Below are 2,559 nucleotides of genomic sequence, written 5' to 3' on the forward strand. Positions count from 1 at the left end.
GGCAGTTGGTGAAAGTAGTATTGAAAGGTCGTCATAGGTAATTTCTTCTTTAAGTGTTGTATAGCGAGATTATGCGCGTTTTATAGCAAAATACTATCTCAATCAACACCAAAAATTGATTCGCTCTGATTATTTTAACCAGATGCACAGCAAGCCATACTGACAACTTTAATCATCGGCTATTTGCTTAAATCGCCACACACATCGGCGTATTGGATATAGGGTCACGAAATACGCTCACTTTGAGATCAAAAACATCATTCAGCAATGTCTCGGTCATCACCTCATCGGGGGTGCCTTCAGCCACTAAACCTCCTCTTTCTAAAACGATCAAATGATCGCAGTAACGGCTCGCTTGGTTCAGATCATGGAGCACAACCACCACCGTTTTTCCCTTGTCATTCATCTGCTGCATCAAGTTCATTAATTCAACTTGGTGAGACATATCAAGATAAGTGGTCGGTTCATCCAACATCACGACATCTGTGTCTTGCGCTATTATCATCGCTATCCATGCTCTTTGACGCTGCCCACCCGACAGTGACTCAATCGGTTTATCAGCAAACTCAAGTACGCCAGTATCACGCATTGCTTGTTCGACAATCGCTTGGTCTTCTTGCCCTAACTTTCCCCAATGGGACACATAAGGAGAGCGGCCATATTCAACCAATTTTCTGACCGAGATGCCTTCGGGGCTGACCAATATTTGCGGCAGAAGCGACAACGAACGCGCGAGCACTTTATCGCCATAGCTCGACAACGGTCTGTCTTCAAATAACACCTCTCCAGTCACCGGCTTATTGATCCTGACTAACGTCTTTAACAAGGTAGATTTACCACATCCATTGGGTCCAATTAAGGCAGTAATTTTTCCCTTAGGGATGGACACCGAAAGGTTCGGTATGATCGTTTGTTTGCCGTACGCGACGGAAAGATTCTGCGTTTTTAGCATGGTTACCAACCTCGATAACGATAGAGAAGAAATATGAAATAAGGCGCGCCAATGACAGAAGTAAGTACCCCTGCAGGTAATTCAATCGGTGGTTGTAGACCTCTTGCCAAGCCGTCGGCACAAGTAACCAGAATCGCACCCACCAGAGCAGACGCCGGGATTAACAACTTATGATTATGCCCAAACAACAAGCGCGCTAAGTGAGGTGCTAATAAACCCACAAAACTGATCGTTCCAGCCACTGAAACGCTGACGCTGGCAAGCAACACTGCGGCCAATAGTGCAAGAGCTTGTATCTGTTTTGGCTTAGTACCCAATGTGGTGGCACTTTCCTCACCAAGCCCCATCACATCCAATCGCCAAGCAAGCCAAAATGCCATTGGCAACAACAAGAGCAATGCTCCCCAAATAAAGGGAACTTGCTGCCAGTTTCGTCCCCAGAGGCTGCCGGTTAGCCATACCATCGCAGTGTTGATCTCGATGGGGTTAGTGACAAGCAAGAAGTCGATGCAACTCGCCAGAAACGCACTCACTGCAATACCAATCAAGGCCAACTTGGCGGGTGTTGGCCTTGACCACCATGCCAATAGCGCAATCAGCCCAGCAGCCAGTACCCCACCGAACATCGCTACGACAGGAAGCACACTGACTGGTGCATTGGGGAACCAAACTAAACTCGCTGTCGCAGCAAGCCCTGCCCCGGCGCTAATGCCCATAAGATCAGGCGATGCTAACGGGTTACGTATCACGCCTTGCACTAATACGCCAGATAGCCCCAACCCTGCGCCCACGCTTATCGCGAGTAACATACGTGGTAGTCGATACTGATGGATAACAAAGTCGTCACTGGAAAAGGCGACCAAATGTTCGATGACTTGAGGAATAGAAAGTGACGCTGCACCGACAAACAAGCCCGCAGATGCCACTAATATGAGAATCCCTGATAACAAAACTATCTTAGTGTGATGGTGCATTAAGATCTCCTCGTCGCAATCAAAATAAAACAAGGTGTCCCAAGTAGGGCTGTAATAACACCAACGGGCGTTTCAGTCGGGAAAGCAATCGATCGTGACAACGCATCTGACCAAGACACTAATGCTGCACCAGCCATTGCGGAGATAGGGATCAGTAGATGGTAATTGTGCCCAACTATGGGCCGAACCAAATGAGGAACCAACAATCCTACAAAGCCAATGGGACCAGCGATAGCGACACTGGCCCCCGCAAGTAACACGATAGCCAATCCACTCATGAGGCGAGTAAGCCGGATATTACTGCCCAACCCCACAGCCACTTCTTCACCAAGCGCCAATAAGTTGAGGTTACGAGCAAGGCTAACAGCCAACACCAAACCAATCACTGCTGGCGGCCAAAGCTGTTGCCACTGTCCCTCATCCACGCTAGACAATGAACCGGTAAGCCAATGCAGCACGCTATAAGCCATATCATCAGCTAGAATCAACGCTGCTCGAGTTAACCCAATCAATAAAGCAGTAATGGCGATACCCGCTAAAACCAAACGTAACGGATGAGAACGTTCGGAGAAGAAGCCACCGAGGAGCATCACAGCACCACCGCCTAGCAATGCACCAAGAACGGCATTAAGG

3 protein-coding genes are annotated in these 2,559 nt (G+C 48.3%); all 3 read right to left on the minus strand.

What is annotated here, in order from left to right:
• Nucleotides 1–187 precede the first annotated feature (187 nt).
• Nucleotides 188–952: a Fe(3+) dicitrate ABC transporter ATP-binding protein FecE gene (gene fecE / locus AB4653_RS23250; protein WP_102257570.1), complete on the minus strand. Its 765-nt coding sequence runs from the start codon at nucleotides 950–952 to the stop codon at nucleotides 188–190.
• A gap of 2 nt (nucleotides 953–954) precedes the next feature.
• Nucleotides 955–1,926, minus strand: a complete 972-nt coding sequence (locus AB4653_RS23255) for an iron chelate uptake ABC transporter family permease subunit (protein WP_102257569.1) — start codon at nucleotides 1,924–1,926, stop codon at nucleotides 955–957.
• A partial coding sequence (locus AB4653_RS23260; protein ID WP_372105428.1) for a FecCD family ABC transporter permease occupies nucleotides 1,926–2,559 on the minus strand: 634 nt, incomplete at its 5' end. The genes AB4653_RS23255 and AB4653_RS23260, both read right to left, overlap by 1 nt.

Origin of the sequence: Vibrio sp. 10N.222.48.A3 (assembly GCF_041475345.1) — a bacterium.
Lineage (GTDB): Bacteria > Pseudomonadota > Gammaproteobacteria > Enterobacterales > Vibrionaceae > Vibrio > Vibrio tasmaniensis_A.

Coding starts and splice junctions, on each gene's coding strand:
- fecE (WP_102257570.1), bottom strand. CDS start 952: ATGCTAAAAACGCAGAATCTTTCCGTCGCGTACGGCAAACAAACGATC.
- AB4653_RS23255 (WP_102257569.1), bottom strand. CDS start 1,926: ATGCACCATCACACTAAGATAGTTTTGTTATCAGGGATTCTCATATTA.